General features: G+C 55.1%; 20 protein-coding genes. 8 read left to right on the forward strand and 12 right to left on the reverse strand.

All coding sequences use genetic code 11. The features are described 5' to 3' along the window. The first annotated feature begins 305 nt into the window (after positions 1 to 305). From DHN12_RS24425 to DHN12_RS24765, 4 genes are all read left to right on the forward strand, one after another. A complete protein-coding gene (locus DHN12_RS24425) occupies positions 306 to 743 on the forward strand; it encodes a hypothetical protein (RefSeq protein ID WP_159089993.1) in 438 nt (145 codons plus the stop codon). Continuing rightward, entirely contained in the window at positions 710 to 1,045 is a 336-nt protein-coding gene (locus tag DHN12_RS08135) for a hypothetical protein (RefSeq protein WP_159089994.1), read from the forward strand. Before DHN12_RS24425 ends, DHN12_RS08135 begins: the two co-directional genes overlap by 34 nt. A gap of 660 nt (positions 1,046 to 1,705) precedes the next feature. Then, positions 1,706 to 2,419, forward strand: a complete 714-nt coding sequence (locus DHN12_RS08145; RefSeq protein WP_234416578.1) for a hypothetical protein — start codon at positions 1,706 to 1,708, stop codon at positions 2,417 to 2,419. A 14-nt stretch (positions 2,420 to 2,433) separates the two neighbouring features. Continuing rightward, complete coding sequence (locus tag DHN12_RS24765; RefSeq protein ID WP_234416579.1) at positions 2,434 to 2,577, forward strand: hypothetical protein; 144 nt, start codon at positions 2,434 to 2,436, stop codon at positions 2,575 to 2,577. A 571-nt stretch (positions 2,578 to 3,148) separates the two neighbouring features. Here DHN12_RS24765 and DHN12_RS08150 read toward each other — a convergent pair. The 8 genes from DHN12_RS08150 to DHN12_RS08185 all read right to left on the reverse strand — a co-directional run bounded on the left by DHN12_RS08150 (position 3,149) and on the right by DHN12_RS08185 (position 10,711). After that, positions 3,149 to 4,246 carry a M56 family metallopeptidase gene (locus DHN12_RS08150; protein WP_108859741.1) on the reverse strand — a complete coding sequence of 366 codons (1,098 nt, stop codon included), beginning with the start codon at positions 4,244 to 4,246 and terminating at the stop codon, positions 3,149 to 3,151. Next, a complete protein-coding gene (locus tag DHN12_RS08155) occupies positions 4,233 to 4,628 on the reverse strand; it encodes a BlaI/MecI/CopY family transcriptional regulator (protein WP_108859924.1) in 396 nt (131 codons plus the stop codon). The genes DHN12_RS08150 and DHN12_RS08155 overlap by 14 nt, the downstream gene beginning before the upstream one ends. 66 nt (positions 4,629 to 4,694) lie before the next feature. Continuing rightward, positions 4,695 to 4,964, reverse strand: a complete 270-nt coding sequence (locus DHN12_RS08160) for a DUF2160 domain-containing protein (RefSeq protein ID WP_306418399.1) — start codon at positions 4,962 to 4,964, stop codon at positions 4,695 to 4,697. A gap of 143 nt (positions 4,965 to 5,107) precedes the next feature. Beyond that, on the reverse strand, positions 5,108 to 5,905 hold the full coding sequence (locus tag DHN12_RS08165; protein WP_058274621.1) for a carbohydrate ABC transporter permease: 798 nt from the start codon (positions 5,903 to 5,905) through the stop codon (positions 5,108 to 5,110). Beyond that, complete coding sequence (locus DHN12_RS08170) at positions 5,902 to 6,765, reverse strand: carbohydrate ABC transporter permease (protein WP_058274620.1); 864 nt, start codon at positions 6,763 to 6,765, stop codon at positions 5,902 to 5,904. The genes DHN12_RS08165 and DHN12_RS08170 overlap by 4 nt, the downstream gene beginning before the upstream one ends. Continuing rightward, positions 6,762 to 7,838 (reverse strand): ABC transporter ATP-binding protein, encoded by a 1,077-nt coding sequence (locus tag DHN12_RS08175; protein WP_108859743.1) that lies wholly within the window; start codon positions 7,836 to 7,838, stop codon positions 6,762 to 6,764. The genes DHN12_RS08170 and DHN12_RS08175 overlap by 4 nt, the downstream gene beginning before the upstream one ends. A 1-nt stretch (position 7,839) precedes the next feature. Next, a complete protein-coding gene (locus DHN12_RS08180) occupies positions 7,840 to 8,889 on the reverse strand; it encodes an ABC transporter ATP-binding protein (RefSeq protein ID WP_108859744.1) in 1,050 nt (349 codons plus the stop codon). An 82-nt stretch (positions 8,890 to 8,971) separates the two neighbouring features. After that, complete coding sequence (locus DHN12_RS08185) at positions 8,972 to 10,711, reverse strand: ABC transporter substrate-binding protein (RefSeq protein WP_058274618.1); 1,740 nt, start codon at positions 10,709 to 10,711, stop codon at positions 8,972 to 8,974. 557 nt (positions 10,712 to 11,268) lie between these two features. On the opposite strand from DHN12_RS08185, the gene DHN12_RS08190 reads away from it, so the two are divergent. The 3 genes from DHN12_RS08190 to DHN12_RS08210 all read left to right on the forward strand — a co-directional run bounded on the left by DHN12_RS08190 (position 11,269) and on the right by DHN12_RS08210 (position 16,519). Continuing rightward, positions 11,269 to 12,528, forward strand: a complete 1,260-nt coding sequence (locus DHN12_RS08190) for an aminotransferase class V-fold PLP-dependent enzyme (protein WP_108859925.1) — start codon at positions 11,269 to 11,271, stop codon at positions 12,526 to 12,528. A 980-nt stretch (positions 12,529 to 13,508) separates the two neighbouring features. After that, positions 13,509 to 15,206: a type I secretion system permease/ATPase gene (locus DHN12_RS08205; RefSeq protein WP_108859747.1), complete on the forward strand. Its 1,698-nt coding sequence runs from the start codon at positions 13,509 to 13,511 to the stop codon at positions 15,204 to 15,206. After that, the gene (locus DHN12_RS08210) at positions 15,206 to 16,519 is read left to right on the forward strand and encodes an HlyD family type I secretion periplasmic adaptor subunit (RefSeq protein WP_108859748.1); all 1,314 of its coding nucleotides are present in this window, start codon (positions 15,206 to 15,208) and stop codon (positions 16,517 to 16,519) included. Before DHN12_RS08205 ends, DHN12_RS08210 begins: the two co-directional genes overlap by 1 nt. A gap of 13 nt (positions 16,520 to 16,532) precedes the next feature. Here DHN12_RS08210 and DHN12_RS08215 read toward each other — a convergent pair whose 3' ends face one another. Continuing rightward, on the reverse strand, positions 16,533 to 17,447 hold the full coding sequence (locus DHN12_RS08215; protein WP_373455754.1) for a dockerin type I domain-containing protein: 915 nt from the start codon (positions 17,445 to 17,447) through the stop codon (positions 16,533 to 16,535). Between the two features lie 11 nt (positions 17,448 to 17,458). On the opposite strand from DHN12_RS08215, the gene DHN12_RS08220 reads away from it, so the two are divergent. Continuing rightward, positions 17,459 to 17,683, forward strand: coding sequence for a hypothetical protein (locus DHN12_RS08220; protein ID WP_234416580.1), 225 nt, complete (start codon positions 17,459 to 17,461; stop codon positions 17,681 to 17,683). Positions 17,684 to 17,807: 124 nt separating this feature from the next. Here the strand turns inward: DHN12_RS08220 and DHN12_RS08225 are convergent, their stop codons facing one another. The 3 genes from DHN12_RS08225 to DHN12_RS08235 form a co-directional block, all read right to left on the reverse strand. Further along, positions 17,808 to 18,506, reverse strand: coding sequence for a response regulator transcription factor (locus tag DHN12_RS08225; RefSeq protein WP_108859750.1), 699 nt, complete (start codon positions 18,504 to 18,506; stop codon positions 17,808 to 17,810). Further along, the gene (locus tag DHN12_RS08230) at positions 18,506 to 20,371 is read right to left on the reverse strand and encodes a PAS-domain containing protein (RefSeq protein ID WP_234416581.1); all 1,866 of its coding nucleotides are present in this window, start codon (positions 20,369 to 20,371) and stop codon (positions 18,506 to 18,508) included. The genes DHN12_RS08225 and DHN12_RS08230 overlap by 1 nt, the downstream gene beginning before the upstream one ends. Positions 20,372 to 20,501: 130 nt before the next feature. Continuing rightward, positions 20,502 to 22,034 carry a sulfatase-like hydrolase/transferase gene (locus tag DHN12_RS08235; protein ID WP_108859751.1) on the reverse strand — a complete coding sequence of 511 codons (1,533 nt, stop codon included), beginning with the start codon at positions 22,032 to 22,034 and terminating at the stop codon, positions 20,502 to 20,504. Positions 22,035 to 22,284 lie beyond the last annotated feature (250 nt).

The following is a 22,284-nucleotide window of genomic DNA, read 5'->3' on the forward strand; positions in this document are numbered from 1 at the left end:
TTGTGCTCTTTGCATTTTTCGACGATCTAGGCATTACAAGTCGACGTCAGCACACGTTGGAACGTTCACTGAAATCTGGACGTGTCGCGGTCAATCGCCGAGTTCATAGGCTACACCTGGTGGACGATCAGATTGTTAGTCAGGCGTTTTGAGATCGGCGATCACGAAGGCCTGATTGATTTCCAAAGAACTCTCGCAAATACGACGATCAAAAGCTGAGAGATCAGCTTTTTGAAACCACGTGGGCCATCGATCTGCTGCATCGTATTTTGAAAGCCAAAGGGACGTTAGTCAACAAGAACACAATGGGTCAGATATTCCCAGAGACAGGCTACTCACAGTGCAAAACACGCGAGGTGCTTACCAGCAACGACCCCGACTATCGAGAAAGACTTGTCAAGATCACGCGCACTTTGCGGCGATTTGGCCCCATGGACCGATTCTTCTCGATGGATGAGTACGGCCAAATCTCTGCACGCGAGCGAGGCGGCCGGCGCTTGGTGAAACGTGCTACACGGCCAACTGTTCCCCAATACCAACACTCGGAAGGCTTTTTGATTGTATCTGCTGCCTTGGAACTGAGCAGCAATCAAATCACCCATTTCTACTCCAAGAAGAAAGACACAGATGAGATGATTAAGCTTCTGCATGTTCTTCTGCATGAGTACTTTGATTGTAGGAGGCTCTTTTTGTCATGGGATGCAGCTTCGTGGCATTTTTCAAAAAATTTTTCGCAGAAGTGAAGCGCGTCAACAAACGAGAATACCGCAACACCTACCAGTCTCCGTTAGTTAAGCTGCGCCCGCTTCCAGCACGCGCACAGTTCCTCAACGTTATCGAGCCTGTTTTCAGTGGGCTGTCGCAATCTGCAATACAGAACAGCAACTACCAATCCGTTGATGAAGCAAAACAGGCAAACGACCGGTATTTTGCAGTGAGAAATGCTATTTTAAGAAACAACCCAAAGAAAGTTGGCAACAAGATTTGGGGCGAAGAGCAAGTGCCTTCTTACTTTAGCGTCTCACATAACTGCAAGGATCCCTAGTTTGCCGGTATGGGCTCGATCCGCTAAAGCAATACAAAGAACCTAAAACCTTCGCAGCTTTATTGACACGGTCTTCAACAGGTCTGAGACTACTGACTTTCGCTGCATCCTTGTCAACGTCTCGGTTGGGCTCGCTCTAGTACTCTTTGCGTGTTGATCGGAAGTCTGGCTCTCGAACTAGGTATGTCTCGGTAGATTTTTGAGTCTCCGAAACTCAAAAACCTAAGTACTTGATTTTATTTCGAACTCAGCCTCGCAAACTAGGTGATCCGACATAGCCTGTCGGAGTACGTTGATAATGAAACCGAGTAGTTGAGCGGCAACGTCCATAGTTCCGAACACTATGGTTTTTGTGGCACTTACAGTGTTTTTAGGAAACCTCTTGCTTGCGGACGTTGGAGCCTGTCAGATTCACGCAGCCTTGAGATCGTAGTGTGCGCCACGCCGAGATCGAGTGCGATAGCCGACCAAATATAACGCCTGTTGCGCAGCGCCGGCACGACCCTCGTTCGCGCGCCGAGTGATTCGTTCCCGTTCGCCTTCGTCCAATGCCCTAAGGAAAGCGAGGATGCTCTTGCCCATCGGAGTGGTAGGTCGAGCCAGCGCTCATCAAGCACCTTCACAGAAGCCCCGCGATCTGCGCTCCGCTGAAGGATATTGATGCCGCCGATCATGTATCGTGTGGCCTTGTACCATCTGGATGTCGAGGGTTTGAAATGCGACGGCATGTATCTGGATGAAATCCAAGACCTGCCCCAATCTTATGCTCAAGCCGCTGTTCTTTCTCAGGAGGTCGGTTTCGGCGGCGTCCTGATCCATGCCGGTCACGGTTTTCTGTTCAGCCCGTTTCTGTCACCTCTGTTCAACCGCCGGACCGATGCCTATGGCGGCGCAGTTGACGGGCGTTTCCGTGTCATCGGCGAAGTGATTGACGCGGTGCGGAAAGCTGTCGGACCAGCTTACCCGATTGGCATCAAGATCAACTCTACCGACATGTTCGAAGGTGGCTTGTCGCAGGACGAAACGCTGAAAGTTGTGCGATTGCTTGATACAACATCGGCTGACCTGGTCGACGTCAGCGGCGGAACCTATTTCCCGGGTGCTGTATCAAGCTCCGATGGTGCTTGCTCGCCCGGACCTTACTTCATCGACTTTGGCAAACTTGCCAAGGACGTGACATCCATTCCCGTCGTTCTAACCGGCGGCTTTGAAACTCGCGCGCAGGCGGTGCAAGCATTGAAGGACGGCGCGGCAGATGCCATCAGTCTTGCCCGCGCAATGGTTTTGAACCCATCGCTTGCGAATACCTGGCTAAACGAGCAAGGCGGCGACCCTGAGTTTCCAATATTCGACGCCCCCCGCGCGGAGGTGTGACTGCATGGTATTCGATGCGTTTGACAACTCTTAGTGAAGGCGCCGAAAATGCGTTCACTTTGGACCCCGAGGGCGCGTTGGACACGTATGAAGATCGCGATGCGCAGCGGTGCATTGTCTGGCTTGCACGGTTTACGCCAGCGGCTGAACTTCGTTGATTCATAGACCGGGTATCTCAAAACGGAATCGCCGATAGGCCGAAACGAAGGAGAACACCCATGCTATGGGAAGCAATATCGGGAATTACTCAGATCGTTGGTGCATTTGCACTGGTTATTTCCCTGATCTACATCGCTATCTTTCAATTGTTCGGCTAGAAAACCAAAAATTTTGATCCAATTCAATTCTATTGGTCTCTATAGTCAATCTGACTGCATGGTTGTTCGGGTTTGACTGTCCCGCTGTGCCAACAAATATACAACCTGTAGGAGATTAATACAGAGCTTGATTATTTGCCGTCAGACTCTCGTTTGATATCTGATCCATTCTTTGGGATTTGTGCAACCGGCACTGGATTCGGGCCCGCACAACAACACCGTGCCAGTTGCGCAAGCGGTTGTACGTTTGTTTAACGACTTACCTCTGCCTGATTGCATGAAAAAGAGGCACCCCTGCCACATCAGGAACTCAACATGCGTCAGCCTCGGGCCAAAAATGCCCGGCACTGAACACATGCGCATAACACCGCAATCCGTCTCTCCAACCCTGGCTGGAGATCGTCACCGCGAGTCAATTCCCCTGAGTGCGAGCCTCAAGTCGTTCCAGATTAACAACTGTCGACAGCATCAAGCGATCGTGGCTCCAATCCTGAGTTTGGCGTACTGACGCCGAGCTGATGGCAAGAATGGTTGCCAATGCTAGGGTCATCCCAAGAAATACGGCAGGCAGAGGAGGACTTGCCGTCGACGCTTCGGTCAAGGCAATCACACGCAAACGCAACACGTGCTTTGCTTTTGTCCCGTTCACCAAGGCCACATGAAGAATACGTGGGCAGTTCATTGTAAGAGATCGCGAACAGTAATCCAGCAAACAGGCCGTATAGTCTTTGGCGTCTATCCCCTTACGCGAGACAACGGATTGGTCACAGGCCAACTCGCGCAGTCGGTCAAACTGGTGCTTAATCACCAGATATGCCGGGTTCCAGAACAGTAGCGGGCGCATCAGCTCAAAGCCCAGCTCCCACTCCACATCCATGGCACGGATGTGTTGAAATTCGTGTGCCAGAGCGAACCGCAATTCACGCGGTGTATTCAGCAAATGGCTGGGTAAGACGACGTGGCGGCGACGTAGGCCGCGCACAGCGAAGGGTACGGTTATCCGGTCCGACAAACGGATGTCTACCCTCGACGACCGCCGCCAAAGAAAGCTGGATCTCACGGTTTTGCGAATTGCCCATGCATCGCGAAGCACACGAATTGTCAAGAAAGTCGACACCAGGGCGAATGCAATCAAAACGCATGTTACAAGGACAGACGAACCAGAAAGAACGTGATCAAGCCAACGTTCACGCGTGTTCAGCAGGGTTTCGAACTGCGCAGCCGGCATGGCAATATCACCACGCAAGTAGGCAGCCACGGCCAGATCCCCCAGCGCGACTGCGCGTCCAGGCCACAGAAAACCGATAAAGGCCGAGACACCCATGGCCAGCACCGGGCTCAGCACAACACAAATACAAAGTGCTTTGAGCGATCGAAGTTGTGCAACAAACCCATATCGCATAGACGATCGCGCGAACACGACGCGCACCGCCAGCCAGATAAGTGCCGACAATCCAAGTACAACATTTAACTCGAGAAAAGCGTCGAGAACCGGTTTAACCGCCGTCATTTTGCAGTCTCCTCTCTACCAGTGCTCGAATTTCCTCAAGATCATCTTCTGTCAGCCCCGCATCGTCGACCAACCTTGCAACCAAAGTTGCGGGGGTGTCGTCGAATAACGTCCGGGAGAGATTTTGCAACGAACGCGACTGATACCTGTCTTTTTCCAGAAGTGGCCTATAAATCAACGATTTGCCGTTCTTTTCGCTTTGTACAAATCCCTTTTCATCGAGAATGCGCAAAATTGTTGCGCCGGATGTGTAGGCCAGATTTCGATCTGGCGCCAAACGATCAAGAACATCACGGACCGAGCCCTGACCCAGCGCCCAGAGTTCGTTCATGAACTCAAGTTCCACTTCGGTCAGCAAGTTTGTAGTTTTTTTCTTTCGCATCAGTCTCGGTGTCGCCATTTTTTAGTATGCCTGACAGACAAGCATCCTTTCACTATTTCGCAAAGCCTAAACTTTCCAGAAGACGAAGATGCCCCAACCGATGGACAAAAACAGCGGCGTCCAAACCGGTTGCCCAACCAATCCGAGCCAGGCCAAAAAGATGTAGGCCGAGCCCAGAAGCGTGATAAAGAGACGATCGCCGAGCGTGGTGGTCAAACCCAACACGCCGCTCCGCTCAATCCCGTCGCGATACTTGATGCCTTCGAGAACGCCAATCAGCGCGATGGCTGAGAATATCCCAACGAAAACTGCAAGTGTCGCAGGCGTCCAGGCCATCCAGAAATCGGGCCACAGAGGGTCGGTCCAGGAAAATCCCTTTTCCTCTTGTTGGCCAACGTTGCCCCATCCGGTCTGAGCCTGAGCTAAGGCCGTCGTAGGTAGGAAGGGGAGGATAAGAAGAAGTTTACGCATATCGAACCTCACACACGACCCATCGCGAAACCGCGCGCGATGTAGTTGCGGACAAACCAAATGACGATGGCTCCGGGGATGATGGTCAGGGTTCCAGCAGCGGCCAGCAGGCCCAGCTCGTACCCGGCGCTGGAGGCAGTACGCGTCATCACGGCAGCGATGGGTTTAGCCTCTACCGCAGTCAGGGTTTTGGCCAACAGCATCTCGACCCACGAAAACATGAAACAGAAGAAGGCCGCGACACCGACACCCGCTTTGATGTTCGGCAGGAAAATCGTCACGAAGAAGCGTGGAAACGAATAGCCATCCACATAGGCGGTCTCATCCAGCTCTTTGGGAATGCCGCGCATGAAACCTTCCAGGATCCAAACGGCCAGCGGCACGTTGAACAGTGTATGGGCAAGTGCCACGGCCAGGTATGTGTCGAACAGACCGATGGATGAATATAGCTGGAAGAAGGGCAGCGCGAACACCGCAGCCGGCGCCATACGGTTGGTCAGCAACCAGAAAAACAACTGTTTGTCACCAAGAAACCGATACCGCGAGAACGCATAGGCAGCGGGCAAGGCCACACAAACGGAAAGCACCGTGTTGATCGTCACGTAGGCAATCGAATTTATGTAGCCCCAATACCACGTCGGATCTGTGAAGATGGTGATGTAATTCTCCAGCGTGAAGGTCTGAGGGAACAGGGAAAAGCCCGACAGAATCTCGTTCGTGGTCTTGAAGGACATCGCCACCAGCCAATAGATCGGCAGCATCAGAAACGCGATATAGAGGATCGGAATAAGGGACCGCTTCTTCATTGCGCGTCATCCTTTGTCATCAGAGTGTAGAATACCCAAGACACCAGCAGCGTGATTGCGAAGTAGATTAGGCTCATCGCCGCTGCAGGGCCAAGGTCGAACTGTCCCAATGCGATCTTCACAAGGTCGATCGACAGCAAGGTGGTTGAATTGCCGGGGCCGCCTCCGGTCAGAACGAAGGGCTCGGTATAGATGTTGAAACTGTCCATGAATCGTAGCAGCACGGCGATGGTCAGGACTGTTTTCATCTTGGGCAGCTGAATATAGCGGAACACCGACCACGGGCTGGCGCCGTCAATCTTGGCGGCCTGATAATAGGCGTCCGGGATCGATACGAGACCCGCATAGCAAAGCAGTACGACCAATGAAGTCCAGTGCCAGACATCCATGATGACGACCGTGATCCACGCCGACAGCGGTTGCTGTGTCATGTCATAGTTGATGCCCAAAACGTCATTTAGGAAATAGCCCAGCAAGCCGATCTTGGGCAGGGTAAAGATATTCCACATCGACCCGACTACATTCCACGGGATCAGCATCGGCAGAGCCATGAGAACCAGACAGACAGGAACCCAGAACCCTTTGCGCGGCATCGAAAGGGCCACGATGATGCCCAGGGGCACCTCAATCAGCAGGATCAGGAAAGTGAACAGGAACTGCCGTCCAAGTGCGGCCTGGAACCGGTCGGACCGCAGGATTTGTTCGAACCAGCCCAGTCCCTCCCAGAAGAACTGGTTGTTGCCGAAGGTCTCCTGCACTGAGTAGTTGACCACCGTCATCATCGGCACCAGCGCGTTGAACGCGACCAGTGCCAGAACCGGCAAGACAAAGAACCATGCCTTTTGGTTTTCCGTTCTCATTGTGCCCGCTCCTCGCTTGCGATCCAGCCGTCGCGATAGACGCGCGATTGTTCAGGTTTGAATTGCAGGAAGACTTGCGATCCCGGTTCCGGAACACTGTGTTCAGTTACTGCTTTTAGGGCCGTGTTACCTACCATGGCGCTTACCACGTAGTGACGGCCAATATCCGAAACCTTTGTCACATGTGCCGGGATACCGGTGTCCCCGAACCCAACATATTCGGGGCGAATGCCCAGATCGGTGCGACCGCCGTCACCATGGGTCGGACCTTCCAGCATCACTTCGTGGCCTTCGAAAACGGCGCGGTCGCCCCTAGCTTCACATGGCAAGACGTTCATGCCGGGTGAGCCGATGAAGTGACCAACAAAAGTGTGCTGGGGCCGCTCGAACAGCTCGACAGGTGTGCCGATCTGAACCACTTCGCCGTCTTGCATCACGACCACTTCGTCCGCGAAGGTCAGCGCCTCGGTCTGATCGTGGGTCACGTAAATCATCGTGGCTTTGACGCGCTGATGCAGTTCCTTCAGTTTCGACCGCAGTTTCCATTTCAGGTGAGGGTCGATCACAGTCAGCGGTTCGTCGAACATCACCGCATTCACGTCATCACGCACCAAACCGCGCCCCATCGAGATCTTCTGTTTGTTGTCCGGGCTAAGGCCCGACGCGCGGGTTTTCAGCAACTCGGTGACGTCCAGCATCTCGGCAATCTCATCGACGCGGCGTTTGATTGTCGCGGCGTCGACCCCCCGGTTTTTCAGCGGAAAAGCCAGGTTTTCACCCACGGTCATCGTGTCGTAGATCACTGGAAACTGGAACACCTGCGCGATATTGCGTTGATCGGGCGGCAAGGCAGTCACGTCGCGGTCATCGAACAGGATCTGCCCCTCAGACGGTGTCAGAAGGCCGGAAATGATGTTCAGCAACGTGGACTTCCCACAGCCGGACGGCCCTAACAGGGCATAAGCTCCACCATCTCGCCAGGTCACGTCGATTTCCTTCAGCGCGTAGTCATCCGGGCCTTTTGGCGTCGGCATATAGCTGTGTTTGAGGTTTGAAAGCTTGATCTGTGCCATGTCAGGCTACCCTTTTGCCGTCTTGGCCGAAATACCGGCAATGGGCCGGGTTCATGAAAAAACGATGGTCTTCGCCCACCTGATAGGGGTGTACACCAGCTGCCAAAGAGACCCACGCATCGTCCCCATGCTGAAAATGAGCGCTGGAATCCGACCCTGACAATTCGGTTACAATCACCCGACCGGTCAGTTCCACATCCGCATCCGAGGTGCGGATTGGTGTCACTCGGTGCGGCCGCACTGCGACCATGTACTCGCCATCGGTCATATCCGCGACCTGCCAGCCACCTCCACCCGCCAATCGCGCTTGTGCGCCGGACACGGTGACGCGGGCCACATTGATCGGCGGGTCTGAGAACACGCGCGCAGCGGCAATATTCTCAGGGTTGCGATAGATATCAGCAGTCGGGCCGAATTGCGTAACGCGACCGTCTTCCATAAGGGCGGTATACCCACCCAAAAGCAGCGCCTCTTCGGGTTCCGAGGTGGCGTAAACCACCACCGCCCCACGACCGGCAAACAGGTCGGGTAGTTGCTCGCGCAGTTCTTCGCGCAGCTTGTAATCCAGGTTGGCCAACGGTTCATCGAGGAACACGGCTCGGCTTTCTTTTGCGATGGCACGGGCCAACGCGGTACGTTGTTGTTGGCCGCCTGACAACTCATGCGGTCGACGATGCAACATAGGGCGCAGTTGCAGCAAGTCGGCGGCCTCTTCCACGCGCCCTTCAATCTCGGATTTCGCCATCCCAGCCACACGCAACGGCGAGGCGATGTTGTCAAAAACAGTCATATGCGGATAGTTCACGAAGAACTGGTGCACGAGGCTGATCTGCCGCTTTTGCGTGTTCAGCCTTGTGACGTCCTGCCCGTCCATCAGCACCTTGCCGGAGGCGACCGGGTCCAGCCCGGCCATCATCTTGATCAGAGAGGTTTTGCCCGATCCCGTCGCGCCCAGCAGCACATTGAAATGGCCGGTTTGCAGCGTCAGGGTCGTGGGCTTGATATGGATAACGTTGCCGACGCGTTTGGTGGCATCTTGTAGTTCGATCATGTCCGTGGGTTCCGGTTCTTCAGTGCGTCGCACTGGTCTTGAGGTGGGGATGCCTGAAACGGCATCCCCGGGTTTCAATGGCTTACTGAGACTGCCAGCGCTGAACCAGTTCGTCGTAGTTGACGGTCTGGCCCTGCGGCTTTTCGTTCTCGAGCTTGGCTTTGGGCGAGCCTGCTTTTTCCAACCAGAACGACGCATCCTGCGGTTCGTTCAAGCGGGGACCACAGCCACCGTAGACACCAGCACTTTCATCCGCGGCCTGCATGCGGGCCATGGTGATGTCCATCTCTTCGGCCAGACGGTCCATCGCCTCTTGCGGGGTGAAGGCACCCGAGTTCACGTCACCGATCTGCTGCCACCAGATCTGGGCCAGCTTCGGATAGTCCGGCACGTTGATACCGGTCGGCGACCATGCCACACGGTCAGGCGAGCGGTAGAACTCGACCAGACCACCCAGCTTAGGTGCGCGCTCGGTGAACGACTCGTGGTTGACCGAGCTGTCGCGGATGAAGGTCAGACCCACGTGGGACTTCTTCACATCGACGGTCTTGGAGGTCACGAACTGAGCATAGAGCCAAGCCGCCTGAGCACGATCCGCAGGGGTCGACTTCAGGAATGTCCAGGAACCCACGTCCTGATACCCGACCTTCTGGCCATCTTCCCAATAGGGGCCGTGCGGGCTGGGTGCCATCCGCCAAAGCGGCGTGCCTTCGTCATCCACGGTGTTGTTGCCCTCGGACTTGGGCTTCACCATGTCTGCGGTAAAGGCGGTGTACCAGAAGATCTGCTGGGCCACGTTGCCCTGGCTAAGCGCCGGCAGTGACTGGTAGAAGTCATAAGAAGCCGCACCCGGAGGTGCATAGTTCCGCAGCCATTCATCCCACTTACGGATCGCATAGACCGCGGCCGGACCGTTGGCCGCACCACCGCGTGATACGGATGCACCAACGGGGTTACAGGTTCCTGCTTCCATGCGGATGCCCCATTCGTCGACGGGGATACCGTTTGGCTCGCCTTTATCACCTGCACCAGCCATCGACAGCCATGCATCAGTCATACGCCAACCTAGGTCGGGCGCACGCTTGCCGTAATCCATGTGACCATAGATCGTGGTGCCGTCGACTTCTTTCACGTCGTTGGTGAAGAAATCTGCGATGTCCTCGTAAGCTGACCAGTTGACCGGAACACCCAGATCATAGCCGTACTTCTCTTTGAACGCGGCTTTGTTGGCCTCATCATCGAACCAGTCCTTGCGGAACCAATAGAGGTTTGCGAACTGCTGATCCGGCAGCTGATACAGCTTGCCGTCCGGACCGGTGGTGAACTGAATGCCCATGAAATCATCCAGATCCAGCGTCGGTGAGGTCGTACCGGCCCAGTCGCCACCCATCATATCGGTCAGCGGATAGGCCAGCTGCAAACGCGAATGCGTGCCGATCAGGTCACTGTCGTTGACATAGCCGTCGTACAGGTTCCGGCCTGTCTGCAACTGGGTCTGAACCGCCTGAACCACTTCGCCCTCACCAAGGATCTGGTGATTGACCTTGATACCGGTGATTTCCTCGAACGCCTTGGTCAGGACCTCGGATTCGTAGGAATGGGTCGGAATGCCTTCGGACAGGACGTTGATTTCCATGCCAGCATAAGGCTGTGCAGCTTCGATGAACCACTGCATTTCCGACATCTGTTCGTCTTTCGACAAGGTCGATGGCTGGAATTCATCGTCGATCCAACGTTGTGCTGCGGCTTCGTCGGCCCAAACGGGACCGTGCCCCGCAATGACGGCAACAGCCGCCACTGCGGAAAGTAGATGTCTCCGCATCTCTTTCCTCCCAAAAAATTATGGTTTTCCGGCGCAAACCGGATAGCAGACAGCATCAGCGATTTTCTGCGCACCTGTCAAACTAAATTTTTAGTAAATAGATAAATCTAGCGCAACTTTTTGATAGTATTATATTTTTTAGAAAACTAGCGTATCTACCAACGACAGGATAGTGCCCGATCATCGTGAAAATCATCCTGCGGGAAGAATGCTTAAGCTGACAAAAACCTTTGTCGAGGATATGAAACCGTTCACGATACATATCGACTGCTTCACCACACACACGAGCCAACAGAAGACGCCATTCTCATCTGGATCTCACGGTAAAACGCGCGAAAATTAATAGGAAAGAATAGTTCGATAGCGACACAAAACGACGGTGCAGCGCAATCATGTCGCGTTGTCGCTTGGCAGGATGGCAGCATACGGCCTTATCAATTCAATTCGCGGAATTTTCGATGACTCTGTCGACGGTTTTCCGAAAAATGCCTTATCGCGGTGGCCAAGCTCCGCCGCACGATCGTGAACCGCGCTCTGACTATGCACAGGACAAATCTATGATCCAAGACAACCCTGCCCTCATCGACGCCATCCGCGACCGGTTCGCCCATGTTGGCACTTGCCCGTTTCAGGGGGAACGCATCTTTTTCGAGAATGCGGGCGGAGCACTTACATTGAAATCCGTCGCTGAAACCTCGGCTTTCTATGCAGCAATCCCGGACAATCCCGGGCGCATAAATCCGGCAGGTCAGGGAACCCAAGGCGTTATTAACAAGGCCAAGGACGACCTGGCCGTGTTCATGAACGCATCTTCCGGGCAGTTCTTCGCAGGTGAAAGCGGAACCGAGTTGCTGTTTCGCATGATCCGCACCGCGTGTCTGGTCGCCCCCAAAGGGTCAAAAGTGATAGGTTCATCCATCGAGCACCCGGCCACCCGAAGCGCAGCACACCGTTGGGCTGAAATCGCAGGGCTGGAGTATGTGAATGTGCCCCACGGCAACGACACCGGATTGGTGACGGCCGATGACTATACCGCGCTGATGACGCCAGATGTCGTAGTGGCAACGATCCTGCATGCGTCGCCCGTGACAGGCATGGGCATGGACGTAGCTGCGATTTCCGCGGCGATCCGCTCAGTGGCACCAGATTGTTTGATCATCGTCGACGGCATTCAGCACGCAGCCCACGGGCAACTGGACCTGGATGGCTATAATGTCGATGGCTACGCGATCTCGCCCTATAAAGTGTTTTCGCGTCACGGATATGGCATCGCCTGGATTTCTGACAAACTCAGCGCTTTGCCGCATGACATGTTGGTCGACGCACCCGCAACCGGGTGGGAGTTCGGGACCCGCGATACGGGATCGTATGCAACCGTATCAGACGTAGTAGCGTATTTTGACTGGCTCGGTGGCGAAGTTTCGGATGAGACCGAGCCGCGCAAGCGGATCGAGGCTGCGGGTCGCGCCATTTACGCCTATGAGACCCACCTGACCAATACTGCCATTAATGGCACAGGCAATCTGCCTGGGCTGCGCGATATGGATCACGTGACCGTTCTGGCGGGTGCCGACAACCCGGCCCGCGAAGGGCTGGTGTCGGTCGTGATCAAGGAGCGGGCATCCGAAGATGTGGTCGAGATATTGAATCAACAAGGCATTCGTACCCATACGCGAAAGGCCGACCACTATTCCGGCAACGTCCTTGCACCGCTCGGCCTGTCGGATTGCATCCGCATTTCCTTCTGTCACTACAACACGGAACAGGAAATCGCCCGTCTGCTTGGGGCCATCAAGGTATTGGGTGAAAACGGCTGACGGGCTGGTGAACATAAACGAGCGCGCCGCGTTCTGCCGCGCGTCCGAGCGCCGTCAGAATCGCAGCAAAGACACGATCGGCGTCAGCACGATGATGGCCCTGGTGAACCTTTGCGAACACACCAAATGTCAGCGCAATCTTGCAATCCGCTTTAGCCGGGCAACGATCCTTGCATCACGTTTCCGTGACAGCCTGCCCAACAATTTTCCACACGTTTCCGCTGCAACTCTGTCATCCAGTTGTCGGGTTACATCATCGGTCAGGTGAACATTGCCCGAGTCATCCCCAATCCGTTGAAGGTTTGAGCAAGTGAGCGCAAAAAGCCTGAAACCTGCCCCAAAGTTGAACAGCATTGTTGGCCCACCGCGGACCGCCTAGTCGGCCGAGACAACGCCTTTGGGTTCAGCACACCCAGTGACGAAGAGCATTGTCCGTTTTCCAGGTCAGGTACTGTTCAAGTGTCCAGCTCGTTGAAGCCACCATTGTATCGGTCACATCGACGTCACTAAGCGCAACTATGCTTATCCCCGCGCTATTGCTTGTAACACAATAGCCGCCTGTCTCGGACCCGAAGTTCCATTCAAAATAGGGTTTGCCATCCAGACAATTGACCGCACGAAACGGATCAATAAGCCCCATTGTATCGGCGAGGTTAAAGCTGGACGCGACCATGACAAGAACGCGGCTTAGGGCCTGAGGTACTTGTCATGTGGACTCTGTCCCGAATGCGCTATTTGAAGGTCAGGGGAGTATCCCTTCACTCAACGTGCGAGTTAATGCTAATAAACCATAGTGAAAACGCCGATTTCGAAGCTCGGTCGGCGGCATATGGACCATCCGCGACGACATGTGTTTCCACTGTTGGGACATCAGTCTAGGATGCGCGCGAATGCTAGCCCATTCGAAACCCGAGCAACAAACACGAGAAGCTTCGTTCGTGAATATTAAGAACCACATGGCAGCACAGCCAAGACGTGAAATGCAATCGGCGCGCAACCAGGGGATCACGTTCCTGGTGCTGGCGTTTTTGTTTAGTATCTTTGTCAACTTACTGATGCTGACCGGGCCTTTGTTCATGTTGCAGGTCTATGATCGCGTTCTTGGGTCCCGAGCGGTAGAAACGTTGGCTGCGCTGTTTTTGCTGGTGGCACTTTTGTACGGCCTTATGGCCATGCTCGATTTCGCGCGGGGCCGAATTGTGGCCCGTTTCGGTGCGCGATTTCAGTCGCAGTTGGACGAACGCGTCTTTGATGCGACCCTGCGCCGATCGCTGCACCCGCACGCCCGGGCTGCGCCCGCAACAGCGTTGCGCGATCTGGAATCAATCCAAAACCTGTGTTCTTCTCCGGTTCTGCTGGCCATCATGGACATACCTTGGACGCCTATCTTTATTGCCGCAATTTTTCTGTTCCATCCGCTTCTGGGTTGGCTGGCTGTTGGCGGTGGCTCGCTTTTGGTTGTGATCGCGTTGCTGAACCAATTACTGACTCGTCGCAAGGTCGCTTTGGCGCAAACCGCGTCGGCAAAAGCCAACATCTTTTCCGAACATGCCCGACAGGCAGCCGAAGTCGTACGCTCGCAAGGCATGCAAGAGGACATCACGCGTAGATGGCAGCGTCAACGAACAGACGCCTTGAAACAAACAATCGCCGCCAGTGACTGGACCGGCAGCTTTACGTCAGTGACGAAATCGCTGCGGCTGTTTTTGCAATCTGCAATGCTGGCACTTGGGGCATTGCTGGTTCTGCGTAACGAACTGACACCCGGCGCGATGATCGCGGGATCAATCCTACTGGGCCGCGCTTTGGCTCCTGTTGAACAGGTCGTTGGGCAATGGGCTGTCGTTGAACGTGCCCGAACTGCGTGGACCTCGTTGAGCCGGTTTTTGGATGCCACGCCGCCGGAAGCACAGCGCACCAAGCTGCCTGTGCCCCAGGCACGGCTAACAGCCAAGGGCCTGACAGTCATCCCGCCAGGAGCGGATACTCCAACCCTGCGTAACGTCTCATTGAACCTTGAGCCGGGGCGGGCACTTGGTGTCATCGGAAAAAGCGGGTCAGGAAAATCCACTTTGGCCAAAGCGCTTTTGGGTATCTGGCATCCTGCTGCAGGCGAGATCCGGTTGGGAGGCGCAACGCTAGATCAATATGATCCAACTGATCTTGGTCAGCATATCGGATACCTGCCGCAGGAAGTTACGCTATTCAACGGAACTGTCGCCGAAAACATCGCGCGCATGTCGGAATACCCAAACCCTGAAGCTGTTGTAGCAGCAGCCAAAAAGGCCAATGCGCATGAGCTGATTCTGACGCTGGAAAAAGGCTACGATACCATTCTGGAAGGCAATGACAGTCAGCTGTCAGGCGGTCAGAAGCAGCGGATCGCGCTCTCGCGCGCGCTGTACGGAGACCCCGTTTTGTTGATCCTGGACGAACCGAACTCGGCGCTGGATGCCGATGGAACCGAGGCGCTGAACGCCGCTGTCCGCGATCTTAAGGCCGCGGGAAAGTCTACGATCATTATGACGCACCGTCCCCAAGCGATCTCGGAATGTGATGATCTTGCGGTTGTCGAACGAGGACAGGTTGTCAAATCCGGCCCAAGGGATGAGGTTTTGGGCGCAGTCGTTCAAAATGCCGGATCGATCAAGCGCAACCTTAGCAAGGCTAGCAACTGATGCAGGACAAAACAAATAATCCGCGCCCTGTATGGCGCATTACGATCCCTGCCCTGGTCGGATTTGCGGCCCTTGGCATCCTTGTTGGCGGTTTGGGTGTTTGGGCAGTCAACACGCGTTTGGCCGGTGCCATTATCTCTCAGGGCATTATCGAGGTCGAAAGCAACCGTCAGGTGATTGAACACCCCGACGGCGGCGTTGTTGGTGAGATCTATGTGCGCGATGGCGATGCCGTCACCAGCGGCGAATTGCTGCTGCGGTTGGATGATACGTTTCTGTCGTCCGAGAAAACCATTGTTGAAGCCCAGCTTTTCGAACTGCTGGCCCGCCGGGCCCGTTTGGAAGTCGAGCGCGATGGCGCAAATGCCGAAGCTTTGGCCGCCCGGTTGGCTGAGATTCAGCAACAGGAAAACATCGACCCTGATCTGATCGCCGGTCAGCAACGCCTGTTCGAGGCGCGATTGAATACATTGGACCAGCAAACTGAGCAACTGGGCAAACAGACCGTTCAAATCGAAAGTGAAATCGACGGTACCGAAGCGCAGCTTGTCTCGTTGCGGCGTCAGGTTGAATTGATCCAAACCGAACTGGACGATCAGCAAAGCTTGCTTCAGCGCGGCCTCACTCAGGCCAGTCGTGTTTCAGCCCTGCAACGCGAAGAGGCAAGCCTGACCGGGGATATTGGTCGCCTGGAAGCCGCGGCTGCTCGTCTGGGAGGCGAGATTTCAGCGACTGAAATCGCGATCGTCGAGCTAGAGGCGACGCGGCGAGAAGAGGCCATCACGACCCTGCGTGATATTCAGTCCCAGATTGCTGAATTGGCCGAGCGCCGTCTGTCATTGGACACCCGCCTTTCGCGACTGGATATCCGCGCCCCGGTTTCGGGAACGGTGTACGGCAGTCAGGTCTTTGCCCTGCAGTCCGTGATCCAACCGGCGGAACCTATGATGTATCTGGTACCGCAGGATACGCCCCTGGTCGTCGCCGCGCGCGTCGATGCAATTCACGTGGACCAGTTGCATGTTGGCCAGCCGGTTTTGTTGCGGTTTCCCGCGTTCAATCAGCGTGAAACGCCTGAAATTGACGGACAGGTTATGAATGTCTCGGCTGATACGTTTACCGACGAAAACACCGGCCAGACATTCTATCGCGCCGAAGTCGTTCCACAAGACGGGCAAGTTGATCGTCTGAAAGGGCAGGAACTGCTGCCCGGCATGCCAGTGGAAACGTTGATCAAGACGGACGAACGTACGCCAATGTCTTATTTGGTCAAACCACTGGCAGATTACTTCAACCGGGCGTTCCGAGAGTGACCGCCCGGTCGCACTAAGGCGCTTCGAGGTTGCCCAGCAGGATTGAGGTCATGTCGGAGGCAATCACGCCATCCATAGCCACCACATTGGCCCCGGTATCATAAGAAACGTCAGTGTGCGTGATCCCTGAAAGGTCCGCGTCACTGTCGATGAAAACCCATTCCGGGCGAACAGCAGTGGGCTGTCCGACCGCCACTTGCAAAATCGACAATGCATCGAGCGCATTCACCGAGCCATCCCGGTTGAAATCTGCCGCTATCAAATTCTCCTTCGAGGCCGGTCCCCATGTCGGGTTCAGTCCGACTGAAATTCGCAAAACCTGCAGCGCGTCCAATGCGTTGATGTCCTTGCTCGCAGTGGAATAGGTCTTGATGACGTCGAACTCGCCCCCAAAAGTGCCGGACGGTAAATTCAAATCGAACCGTCCATTGCTGTCTGCACGTAAAGTGATTGTAGCTCCGCCATTTGGGGTGAAGCTGATTTCTGCGTCGCTGAGGCTGGGGTTGGCGGTTTGTGAGTTAATTGAAACATCCCCCAAAACCCCATCGGAACTGCCCGGATCGAGCCCCACGAAATCGCCGAAATCGACGGGAATGTGATCGGGGCCGCCAAAACCCGCGCCAAAAACCTGAGCGCTGGTCAGCGGACCACCAGAGGCGGAATTCACGTATATTGTCTCATTGAAGTATTCAATCCGGGCGCCTTGCGCCGTCACGGTAAAAGTCAACTGTCCCGGCGTTCTGAGCAGCGGATAGTCGAATGTGTCCAACCGGTCGATACCGGCCTGAAAGTCCGTGATTGTGGTGGTTTCCGCTCCGTATTGCATGACAAAGATGTCGGCACCGGACCCGCCCGTCATTGTGGTCGCGGCCGAACCCGCAATCAATATGTCATCACCGGCCCCACCAATAAGGGTCGTCGGAAGGATATTGCCGCAAGGTGAAAATTACGGCCTATGATTTTGCGCGTTATGGTGCGCTGGACGGTGAGATCACCCGCATAGGCGCGAACACGGTGACAAGGCCGGAACGTAATGATGAAGAGGTATTCGTCATCGAAATCCAGACACGTCACACTATTCTGGACGCAAGCGGCGTTGCCGTCGAGATCATCCCCGGGATGGTTGCGAAAGTGGATATCTTATCAGGCAGAAAACGGTTCTAGACTACCTTTTGCAACCCGTAATCAAGATCAAGGATCGCGCTCTGCGCGAATAATAAGGCGCGGCGTCAAACGACAAACTGGTGCCCCAAGTATTAACGCGGCAGGGCGTCGTTTAAACCATTGTTTACCATTCAACCTCACCCAAAAATATATATCCGGCACCATAGATAGTCTTGATCAGGCGAGGGTTTTTGGGGTCTTCGCCCAGTTTGGTCCGCAACCTGGAAATTCTAACATCCATCGCACGATCGAAACTGTCGCCGGCAGCGCCACCCAGGGCATCTTGCATCTGAGTGCGGCTGATCAATCGCTTGGGACTTTCCAGAAACAGCCTCAGAACTTCTCCCTCTGCATGACTGAACGGGGTCTCGGCGCCGGATCCGTCTTCTAGGATGTAGCGATCAAAATAAGCCGTCCAACCGTTGAAACGCGCCACGTCAGACTGTGTGGTCTGCGCCTTGGGGGACCGCAACCGCGCCCGAATGCGCGCCACAACTTCGGCAGGGTCGAATGGCTTGGTAATATAGTCATCCGCCCCCAGTTCCAAACCGGTGACACGATCCTGAACCTGAGCACGACCGGATATGATGATGACCGAAGCCCCCTGCTCCAGCGCCAGCCGATGGACCAGTGCCAACCCGTCCGTATCCGGCAATGACAAGTCAACCAGACATACGTCCGGCGTGACCCGTTTGAGCGACGCTTCGAATTCCCGCGCGCGCGCAAAGCTCTGGGTGCGAAAGCCTGCTTCTTCAAGCGCGTCGGTCAGAATGCGCCGGATCTCGGGCTCATCATCGACGATGGTCACCAGCGGTTGAGTCATCAGGCAGCCTCGTCACGGATCAGGGCGGACAGTTGCGCCCGGGTAAAGGGCTTCCGCAGCACCGGCGCACGTTTCAGCGCCTCGCGATACAACGGATCGGAATAAGGCAAGGATGTCATAAGGATACGGGGCAAGGCGGGCTCCAGTTTTGCCAAAAGATCCAAACCCGTCTCCTGCCCTTCAAGGCGAATATCGGACAGCACCAAAGCAATGTCTTTGACATCTTTTGCCAGGGCGATGGCTTCGTCACAAGACGTCGCTTCAATCACTGCAAACCCGATGTCGACCAACATATCGCGGAACTGACTGCGCAGATCGTTGCTGTCTTCGACCAACAGAACCAACCCCTCCTGTACCGGCGGGGCCGCACGGTAAGGCAATCGCAAAATGACCGACGCACCTGACGGGGTGTTGCGCAGACTCAGATCGCCTCCGGCCAGCTTGACGGTGTCGTAGACCATCGGCAGACCAAGGCCCGACCCTTTGTCTCCTTTAGTTGTGAAAAATGGGTTCAGCGCCTTATCCAACGCATCTTTCGAAAACCCGGGGCCCGTGTCTGACACTGCTATTTCCGTCCATATCTCACCGATTGTGTGGGCGCTGATTGTAATCTGACCGGTTTCACCACAAGCATCGCGCGCATTCAAAACCAGGTTCAGCAAGGCGTCCTGAACCATCCCAGGATCCAGCATAAGGGCTTTGTCCGGCAACGTATTGACCACCGAAAGGCCAACCCCGCGCGGCAAGGATGGAGAGGCCAGAATGCGCAAATCCTCGAGCAACCCGCGCATGTCCGTCGCTTTGGGTTGAGGCGTCCGGTTACCCGTCATGTCGGCGATGCGATTCAGCAATTGTCCGCCTCTGCGCGCTGTCTGCTTGGTCGCGTCGATCAACTCACGTGCGTCTTCCAGCAGATCCATCTTTTCCAATCGGGACTGCATGCCTAAGATAATGGTCAACAAATTCGAGAAATCATGTGCCAACCCACTCGTCATCTGTGCGGCCATCGCGCGGCGGCGGGTCTGTTGCAGCGCGACACGCGCCTGCGTTTCCTCGGTGATGTCGACGGACATGATGTAAACACCACCTTCGCCATCAGGTGTGAAGGATACGCGAATGCGCCTGGAATCCTGATCTTCGGTAAATTCAAAAACAGAGGTTTCCCCGGCGTAGGCCTTTTTCAGATGCGCCTGGACGCGTGTGAAAGCGGCAGATCCCAATGCCTGAGAAATATGCATACCCAAAATCTCGGACGGGCGACCTGGCATGACCGAGTTTAGCCGCCGGTTGGAGTAATCGTAACGGCCTTCGGCATCCAGATGTGCAATATGGGCCGGCATCATCTCGGTCGTCATGCGGGTGCGCGCTTCGATCTCGGTCAATTGGCGTTTGGCTTCCTCTAAAGCCGAGTTTGTGGCCGCCAATTTTCTGTTCGCTGCTGACAGCTCCTCTGCCCGGTCAAGCAATTGACCAGACAGCTCCTCGGAACGGGCGCGCAACAGGGCCTCAGCCTGTTTGGTATTGGTGATGTCCGTGTAGACCGCTACCCATCCACCTTTGGGCAGAGGGGCCCCTTCGACCGATATGACCTGGCCATTGGCCCGAACACGTTCGATATAGTGAGATTCGAACGTAAGAGCTTGATTGACACGCAGATCGACAGCCGCTTCGACATCATCGACATCGCCGTATTCGCCACTGGATGCGAGGTGTCGGATTGTGTCACTGAACAACGCGCCGGGCTGGACAAGATGGTCCGGCAAATCGAACATCGTCTGAAACGGTCGATTGCTGACCACCAGCCGAAGCTGGCTGTCATAAATTGACAGGGCCTGGCCGATCAGATTCAGGCCAGCCGTCGTCATGGATTTTATCTGTTGCTCGGTTATTTCCAAATCCATCCTCCCCGCGACACATGCGTAACACCGGATCTGTTACAGGTGTAGAGGGCAACAGCGCGACAGGTTGGAAAAACGAGTCGCATTTATTTTGCGTTCAATACCTGGATTTGGTCTTGGGACCATCCGCCGTAATGGAATCCAGGGACAGTGTATGATCCATATTTTGCATGCGGTGGCGCAACATTTGTCTGGATAGGCGCATCAAGACCGACATACATTCGGGATCATTTGCTTTGTTCCGCAATTCTCCACCATCCTGCTGATCAAACAGCATGGGCGGAAGGTCTGCGGCGAATTCGACCAGAGTGAAACGCTCATCCCTCAGGATGCCAAGGCACGAGTCGCTATTGCCCGTCCCCAAAACCTGCTGCCAGATTGTTGGCTGCTCAGGTTCGGCAAAATCCAATTCACTGAAGGAATATGTGCGCCAATCGTCGGGGATTTTCCCTTGCAACAGCGGCAGCAACGACCGGCCGTCCATGGAATTCGGGATCGGCTGGCCGACCCAATCCAAAATCGTCGGCGTTATGTCAATGGATTCCGTCGGTACCGAGATCACCGACCCGGCATGCGATTGATTGTTGGGGTCCCTAATCATCAGTGGCGTTTTATAGGCGGCGTCAAAGACTGCCATCTTGCCCCAGCTGTGTCGGTCGCCCAGCATCTCTCCGTGATCCGCAGTGATGACAACCATCGTGTTGTCGTATTGGCCACTATCCTTCAGGAACTGGACGACACGCCCGATGTGATGGTCAACCTCGGTCGCAAGGCCCAAATAAACGGCGCGTAGCGATTGGGTGTTTTCAAGCGTCGGCTCAACCCCGTCAAAGCCCAGAACAAAATCACCGGCGGACGTATTGTCAATTGTCGGGCCAACAAACGGGTGCATCGCCCGCTCATCCATCGGATCAGAGAACCCTTCGGGCCGAGGCAGGGTCGCTGGGTCATACATATCATTGTAGGGTGCCGGGGCGACCAATGGCGGGTGTGGTCGAATATAGGTCAGATGGGCAAACCAGTCTTGGCCAACATAAGGCGCCATGCTGTTCAAGAACACGTCCGTCAGGAACGCAGTATCACTGTCTTCCGCCCGATACATCGCAGGGTCATTCAACCGGGGATCAACCCCATTCGGCGCGACCGGCTTGTGAACGTCCCAATAGTCTTCGAACGCATAACCCTTTTGCATCAGATGTCCGCGCCAAGGATAGGATTCCTCCAACCGCATTTCGAGGACCTCATGAAACCCGGCCATTGGGTGTTCATAGGATTTCAGGATCGGATCGTTGTGGTCATGAACCCTAGGGTCGGCGGATGTATCCGTGTATCCAAACAGCATGGGCAGATAGCCGGCTTTGCGCATTTCGGTCGCGATGTTCGGGGTATCATGCCGCAACGGGGTTCCATTGCGAACCGACCGGTGGTTCATCGCATATTGCCCGGTCAGGATTGACACACGCGAAGGGCCACAGGGGTTGGTCACCGAAAAATGCCGGTCAAACGTCACCGCCTCGTCCATGAATGCACGCAGGTTTGGCAGATCGACATGGGCCGCTAAAGCGCCGTTCAGACAGTCGGCGCGCAACTGATCTATGATGATGAACAAAACATTCTTAGCGTGCCGCATTTCGCTCTCCCTGATTCCACGTCAGTGGCGCCAGAGCGAACTCTGTCTTGGTTCGCGGAACCCCGCAACACCTGAGTCACGACCCATCGGATTTTCGCCCCGCGCGCCCTTGCAACAGAAGCAACAGATTAATTTGAAATGATCTTGCACCGGTCGGCCCAGTTGAGCGCAAAACCAACCCCAACCATGGCTTTGGTGTCTGGAGATGTCACTTAGACGCTATTGAGCGGCAAGAAATACAACGTAGTTC

Origin of the sequence: Ruegeria sp. Alg231-54, from assembly GCF_900143525.1 — a bacterium.
Taxonomy (GTDB): Bacteria; Pseudomonadota; Alphaproteobacteria; order Rhodobacterales; family Rhodobacteraceae; genus Ruegeria.

Coding starts and splice junctions, on each gene's coding strand:
- DHN12_RS08235 (WP_108859751.1), bottom strand. CDS start 22,034: ATGCGGCACGCTAAGAATGTTTTGTTCATCATCATAGATCAGTTGCGC.
- DHN12_RS24425 (WP_159089993.1), top strand. CDS start 306: ATGGGTCAGATATTCCCAGAGACAGGCTACTCACAGTGCAAAACACGC.
- DHN12_RS24765 (WP_234416579.1), top strand. CDS start 2,434: ATGCGTTTGACAACTCTTAGTGAAGGCGCCGAAAATGCGTTCACTTTG.
- DHN12_RS08165 (WP_058274621.1), bottom strand. CDS start 5,905: ATGAAGAAGCGGTCCCTTATTCCGATCCTCTATATCGCGTTTCTGATG.
- DHN12_RS08155 (WP_108859924.1), bottom strand. CDS start 4,628: ATGCGAAAGAAAAAAACTACAAACTTGCTGACCGAAGTGGAACTTGAG.
- DHN12_RS08160 (WP_306418399.1), bottom strand. CDS start 4,964: ATGGCCTGGACGCCTGCGACACTTGCAGTTTTCGTTGGGATATTCTCA.
- DHN12_RS08145 (WP_234416578.1), top strand. CDS start 1,706: ATGCCGCCGATCATGTATCGTGTGGCCTTGTACCATCTGGATGTCGAG.
- DHN12_RS08205 (WP_108859747.1), top strand. CDS start 13,509: ATGCAATCGGCGCGCAACCAGGGGATCACGTTCCTGGTGCTGGCGTTT.
- DHN12_RS08210 (WP_108859748.1), top strand. CDS start 15,206: ATGCAGGACAAAACAAATAATCCGCGCCCTGTATGGCGCATTACGATC.
- DHN12_RS08230 (WP_234416581.1), bottom strand. CDS start 20,371: ATGACGACGGCTGGCCTGAATCTGATCGGCCAGGCCCTGTCAATTTAT.
- DHN12_RS08185 (WP_058274618.1), bottom strand. CDS start 10,711: ATGCGGAGACATCTACTTTCCGCAGTGGCGGCTGTTGCCGTCATTGCG.
- DHN12_RS08170 (WP_058274620.1), bottom strand. CDS start 6,765: ATGAGAACGGAAAACCAAAAGGCATGGTTCTTTGTCTTGCCGGTTCTG.
- DHN12_RS08190 (WP_108859925.1), top strand. CDS start 11,269: ATGATCCAAGACAACCCTGCCCTCATCGACGCCATCCGCGACCGGTTC.
- DHN12_RS08225 (WP_108859750.1), bottom strand. CDS start 18,506: ATGACTCAACCGCTGGTGACCATCGTCGATGATGAGCCCGAGATCCGG.
- DHN12_RS08150 (WP_108859741.1), bottom strand. CDS start 4,246: ATGACGGCGGTTAAACCGGTTCTCGACGCTTTTCTCGAGTTAAATGTT.
- DHN12_RS08180 (WP_108859744.1), bottom strand. CDS start 8,889: ATGATCGAACTACAAGATGCCACCAAACGCGTCGGCAACGTTATCCAT.
- DHN12_RS08175 (WP_108859743.1), bottom strand. CDS start 7,838: ATGGCACAGATCAAGCTTTCAAACCTCAAACACAGCTATATGCCGACG.